Here is a 5,098-nt window from a genome sequence, read left to right on the forward strand (position 1 = left end):
CGACTCCGCCGAGGAAGTCGCCTCGATGGGCGGCACGTTCATCAACCTGGACATCGATGCGGCGGCAGACGGAACCGGAGGCTACGCCCGTGCCCTCGGTGAGGACCGGGCGCAACGCCAGCGCAGCCTCCTGGCCCCGCATGTCGCGGCGGCGGACGTCCTGATCACGACGGCGGCCATCCCCGGCCGGGCCGCTCCCTTGCTGGTGACCACCGCCATGGTGGCCGGCATGCGGGCAGGGTCTGTCGTCGTCGACCTCGCCGCGGAGTCCGGAGGCAACGTCGAAGGCGTGATCGCCGGCCAGGACGTGCAGGTGCCGGTCGACGGCGGATCGGTCACGCTCGTGGGTTTGCATGACGCGGCATCCGCCATGCCCTCGGACGCGTCCCGGCTTTTCGCCCGGAACGTCAGCAACTTCCTCGCGCTCATGACCAACTGCGGCTCGGTGGCCCCGGACTTCGACGACGACGTGGTCGCCGGAACGTGCCTGACCCACGGCGGCACGGTGCGGCACGCCCCCACCGCGGAAGCATTGGAAAGGGAGGCGTGATGGGCCCCGTCGTGTTGCTGACCGTGGTGGTGCTCGCGGTGTTTGTTGGCTTCGAAGTCGTCTCCAAGGTCACCAGCAAACTGCACACACCGCTCATGTCCGGCGCCAACGCCATCCACGGCATCATCCTGGTCGGCGCCATCATCGTCGCCGGACAGGCCAGTGACCCGTGGGTCCTCGGCGTCGCGCTCCTGGCAGTCGTCCTGGCCACCGTCAACCTGGTGGGCGGCTTTGTGGTCACAGACCGGATGCTGGAGATGTTCAGCGCCCACAAACGGACACGCATCCCCGCCCCAAGCGGCGCCGCCAAGGCTGGCGGAACCGCGGGCGAAGGACACCCCGGTGAGGGGAGCTCCGCCGACGCGGCGGGGGAGTCCAAATGAGCCTCCTGAGCCCCGAATGGACAGCCCTGCTCTACCTTGTGGCCGCCGTCTGCTTCATCCTGGCGCTCAAGGGCCTCAGCTCGCCACGAACTGCCCGCCGCGGCAACGCCATCGGCGCGGCCGGGGCGCTGCTCGCCGTCGTCACCGTCTTCCTCTCCGCGCGGCTGGAAAATGTTCCACTCATCCTCGCGGCCATCGCCGTGGGCTCCGCGATTGCCTTCCCCGTGGCGCGCCGGGTGCAGATGACCCAGATGCCCCAACTCGTGGCGCTCTTCAACGGCGTCGGAGGCGGGGCCGCGGCGCTCGTCGCCGTACTGGAACTTGGCCACCAGGAAGATCCCTGGGTCCGCCTGGCCGTCGTCTTCACCATGCTGGTTGGCGCGGTGTCCTTCGCCGGCTCCGCGGTGACCGTGGGCAAGCTGCAGGAGCTCATCAGCACCCGTCCGCTGCTGTTTCCCGGGATGCCCTGGGTGATGGGGGCCGTCCTGCTGGGGGCGGTCATCTCAGGAGCTCTGGTGGTCCTGACCGGATCGCTGGGCTGGTCGCTCGCATTGCTGGGCCTGGGCCTCGCCGCCGGGCTGCTCCTGGTGCTGCCCGTGGGCGGGGCGGACGTGCCGATCGTGATCTCCCTGCTCAATGCGTTCACGGGGCTGGCGGTGGCAGCGTCCGGCGTGGTCCTGGGCAATGTCCTGCTCCTGGTCGCCGGGACGCTCGTGGGCGCGAGCGGCACCATCCTGACCAAGGTCATGGCCTCGGCCATGGGGCGCGGAGTCGGCGGAATCATGTTCGGGGCGTTCAAGGGCGGCTCGACGGCGGGTTCCACAGCCCTGAGCGACCGGCCAGTGCGTTCCTCGTCCCCGGAGGACATTGCCGTCCAGCTCGGCTACGCCCAGCGGGTGGTGATCGTTCCCGGTTATGGGCTCGCCGTGGCCCAGGGCCAGCACACTGTGGCGGAGCTTGCCACGGCCCTGGTCGCCCGCGGCGTGGACGTCGTGTTCGCCATCCATCCCGTGGCGGGACGCATGCCGGGCCACATGAACGTGCTGCTGGCCGAGGCCAACGTGCCGTACGAGTCACTGCGGGAGCTCGCGGAAGTCAATCCCGAATTCGCGACCACGGATATCGTTCTGGTAGTCGGGGCCAATGACGTCGTCAACCCGGCGGCCAAGTCCTCGCCGGGTTCGCCGATTTACGGGATGCCGATCCTGGAAGTGGTGCAGGCCCAGCAGGTCGTGTTCCTGAAGCGGTCTATGCGCCCGGGGTTTGCCGGCATCGAGAATGAGCTCCTGCACGATCCCAAGACGACGCTCCTGTTCGGGGACGCCAAGGATTCGCTGGCCAGGGTGCTCGGCGCAGTCAAGGCGCTCTAGGCATCCTGCGCCCGGCGGCTCAGGGCATTTTCCGCTCCGGCTGACTGCGCAGGGGAGCACATGGCTCTGTGTGCTTGAGGTGGAGCTGGCTTCAAAACAGTGTGGGCTGGGCCGCGTCGGAACGGATGGCGCCGGAACGGATGGCGCCGGAGTGGCGTGGGCTTGCGTGCCCCGCGGTGTCCGGGATGCTCCCGGCCGGGTACTGGGCTTCTTCCTCCCGGGCGTTGTCATGGTCGCTGCCCCCGTCGAGGTCCCGGTGGCTGAAGCCCTGCGAATCGGAGAAGCCGTGCAGGTCCTTGAAATACCGGACCCGCCCTGCCAGCCAGGCGCGGTATTCCTTGGATGCGTACGACCCGCTGCCGTACAGCCGGCGGTACTTTCCCGCCAGGTGCGGATGTTCGCGGGCGATCCACTGCATGAACCATTCACGGGTGCCCGGCTTCAGGTACAGCGCACCGGCCGTGACGCCTGTGGCGCCGGCCGCCGCGAGGGCCCCGAAGAGGGAGTCGAGGGCGTCGTCGCTGTCGGAGAGCCACGGCAGGATGGGCATGGCCATGACGCCGCAGGGCAGGCCCGCTTCCCGCAGACGGGAGATGAGCTTCAGCCGGGCACGTGGCCCAGGCGTGCCCGGTTCCACGGCTTCGGACAGCTGCTCGTTGGTCATGGCCAGCGAGATGCCCACGCCCACCGGCACCTGGGCCGCGGCATGCTTCAGCAGCGGGATGTCCCGGGCAAGGAGCGTGCCCTTGGTGAGGATTGACAGGGGAGTGCCGGAATCGGCGAGGGCACCGATGATGCCGGGCATGAGCTGGTAGCGGCCCTCGGCGCGCTGGTACGGGTCCGTGTTGGTGCCGAGGGCCACGTGCTCGTGCTGCCAGGAGGGCTTGGCCAGCTCCTTGCGCAGTATCTCGGCGGCGTTGATCTTGACCACCACCTGGCTGTCGAAGTCCAGTCCGGCGTCGAAGTCCAGATAGGTGTGGCTCTTGCGCGCGAAGCAGTAGACGCAGGCGTGGCTGCAGCCGCGGTAGGGGTTGACGGTCCAGTCGAACGGCATCCGCGAACCGGCGACCACCTTGTTGAGCACCGATTTGGCGGTGACCTCATGGAAGGTGATCCCGGCAAACTCCGGGGTGGAAACCGTCCGCACGAGTCCGGCCAGGGGCAGCAGGGCAGCCGTGGGCGAAGCGGCGGCCGGGGAATCGCCGCGCTCAAGTGCTTGTGCGTCCCATCTCATGCCTACATTCGAATATATGTTCGACTGAATGTCAAAGATGCTGACGGGCGAGGCGGCGGCCGGTTGCAGCATGGGGCGGCCTGCGCAGCTGCGGGATCGAGGCTTACGAAGCCAGCCGCTCACGGGCGTTGTGATCAGGGCCGGTTGGTTCAGTGGCGCGTTTGGTCTGGTTGACCTCGGCCCACACCGCATCGAGGGAGAGTCCGAGGGCGCCGGCGATAGCGGCGATGGTCGGGAAGGCGGGGGTCGCTACGCGGCCCGTCTCGATCTTCCGGAGGGTTTCCGGTGAGACGCGTGCATCGAGCGCGATGTCGAGCATCGAGCGTTCCCCCCTGGCGCGGCGCAACAGGGCGCCGAGGCGCTGTCCGCGCTCGATCTCTGCGAATGTGAGGGGCAACCTGACCATGGCTTCGATTATACCGGGATAATATGACCGGTATAGTTATTGGACGCGTGAGAAAGGCGCCGCATGATCGAGATCCTGAATCCCACCGAACTTGCCCGGGCCAAAGAAGCAGGCGCCCTTGTCGCTGACATCCTGCAGACGCTGAAGTACCGCAGCACGGTCGGCGCGAACCTCCTGGACCTCGACCGATGGGCGCAGGCCATGATCGCCGAGGCTGGTGCGCAGTCCTGTTACGTCGACTACGAGCCGTCCTTCGGCCGCGGGCCGTTCGGACACTACATCTGCACGGCCGTCAACGACGCCGTGCTCCACGGACTCCCACGCGACTACACGCTGGCCGATGGCGACCTGCTGACACTCGACCTCGCCGTCTCCAAGCGGGGAGTCGCAGCAGACTCCGCCATCAGCTTCATCGTGGGCGGCTCAAAGCCCCCGGAAGGCGTCGCGATGATCAGCGCGACCGAGCGCGCGTTGAGCGCAGGGATAGCCGCTGCCCGGCCCGGAGCCAGGATCGGCGACATCTCCCATGCCATCGGCTCAGTCCTTGGCGAGGCGGGGTACCCGATCAACACCGAGTTCGGGGGCCATGGCATCGGATCGACCATGCACCAGGACCCGCACATTCCCAACACCGGACGGCCAGGCCGTGGCTACAAGCTGCGCCCCGGGCTGCTGCTCGCCTTGGAGCCATGGGTCATGGCCGACACCGCTGAACTCATCACCGACGCCGACGGGTGGACGCTCCGAAGTGCGACCGGCTGCCGGACTGCACACAGTGAGCACACGATCGCCATCACCAACGACGGGGCCGAAATCCTCACCCTGCCGACGCGGACAGACGCGTGAGGCCGGAGCGACACCTGCCCTGGCGGCCAAGTGTGGACGGGGCCGGGTTAAGGGTGCCGCGGGGGTGGCGCCTTGCCGGGCAGTGGGGCGGCGGATTGTTAGGCTGGGGCGATGATTCTCCTGACCGGGTTCGAGCCATTTGGCGGCAATACGGCCAATCCGTCGTGGGCAGCGGCCCGTTCGGCGGCACGGCTGCTCCAATCCGAAGGGCTGGATGTCCAGGCGGTGGAATTGCCATGCGTCTTCGGCGAGTCGGCCAAGGTGCTGGCGGAGGCCCTCGAGCGTTTCACGCCGGAGCTTGTGCTGTGC

5 protein-coding genes and 2 pseudogenes are annotated in these 5,098 nt (G+C 68.0%); 5 read left to right on the forward strand and 2 right to left on the reverse strand.

What is annotated here, in order from left to right:
* From LQV45_RS17355 to LQV45_RS17365, 3 genes and pseudogenes are all read left to right on the forward strand, one after another.
* Positions 1 to 550: pseudogene (locus LQV45_RS17355) on the forward strand (NAD(P)(+) transhydrogenase (Re/Si-specific) subunit alpha); the annotation flags it as partial.
* Entirely contained in the window at positions 550 to 933 is a 384-nt protein-coding gene (locus tag LQV45_RS17360; RefSeq protein WP_230008096.1) for an NAD(P) transhydrogenase subunit alpha, read from the forward strand. The pseudogene LQV45_RS17355 and the gene LQV45_RS17360, both read left to right, overlap by 1 nt.
* Positions 930 to 2,303 (forward strand): NAD(P)(+) transhydrogenase (Re/Si-specific) subunit beta, encoded by a 1,374-nt coding sequence (locus LQV45_RS17365; RefSeq protein ID WP_230008097.1) that lies wholly within the window; start codon positions 930 to 932, stop codon positions 2,301 to 2,303. The genes LQV45_RS17360 and LQV45_RS17365 overlap by 4 nt, the downstream gene beginning before the upstream one ends.
* Positions 2,304 to 2,394: 91 nt before the next feature.
* Here LQV45_RS17365 and LQV45_RS17370 read toward each other — a convergent pair whose 3' ends face one another.
* Positions 2,395 to 3,537, reverse strand: a complete 1,143-nt coding sequence (locus LQV45_RS17370) for an Rv2578c family radical SAM protein (protein WP_230008098.1) — start codon at positions 3,535 to 3,537, stop codon at positions 2,395 to 2,397.
* Between the two features lie 103 nt (positions 3,538 to 3,640).
* Positions 3,641 to 3,943, reverse strand: a complete 303-nt coding sequence (locus LQV45_RS17375) for a helix-turn-helix domain-containing protein (protein ID WP_230008099.1) — start codon at positions 3,941 to 3,943, stop codon at positions 3,641 to 3,643.
* A 63-nt stretch (positions 3,944 to 4,006) separates the two neighbouring features.
* Between LQV45_RS17375 and map the strand changes: the two genes are divergently transcribed.
* Positions 4,007 to 4,789 carry a type I methionyl aminopeptidase gene (map, locus tag LQV45_RS17380; protein WP_230008100.1) on the forward strand — a complete coding sequence of 261 codons (783 nt, stop codon included), beginning with the start codon at positions 4,007 to 4,009 and terminating at the stop codon, positions 4,787 to 4,789.
* Between the two features lie 111 nt (positions 4,790 to 4,900).
* Positions 4,901 to 5,098, forward strand: a pseudogene (locus tag LQV45_RS17385) (pyroglutamyl-peptidase I); the annotation flags it as partial.

The organism is Microbacterium sp. Bi128 (assembly GCF_918698205.1).

Bases quoted from the DNA above. Each gene is read 5' to 3' on its own strand.
- LQV45_RS17360 (WP_230008096.1), top strand. From the start codon at position 550: ATGGGCCCCGTCGTGTTGCTGACCGTGGTGGTGCTCGCGGTGTTTGTT.
- LQV45_RS17365 (WP_230008097.1), top strand. From the start codon at position 930: ATGAGCCTCCTGAGCCCCGAATGGACAGCCCTGCTCTACCTTGTGGCC.
- LQV45_RS17370 (WP_230008098.1), bottom strand. From the start codon at position 3,537: ATGAGATGGGACGCACAAGCACTTGAGCGCGGCGATTCCCCGGCCGCC.
- LQV45_RS17375 (WP_230008099.1), bottom strand. From the start codon at position 3,943: ATGGTCAGGTTGCCCCTCACATTCGCAGAGATCGAGCGCGGACAGCGC.
- map (WP_230008100.1), top strand. From the start codon at position 4,007: ATGATCGAGATCCTGAATCCCACCGAACTTGCCCGGGCCAAAGAAGCA.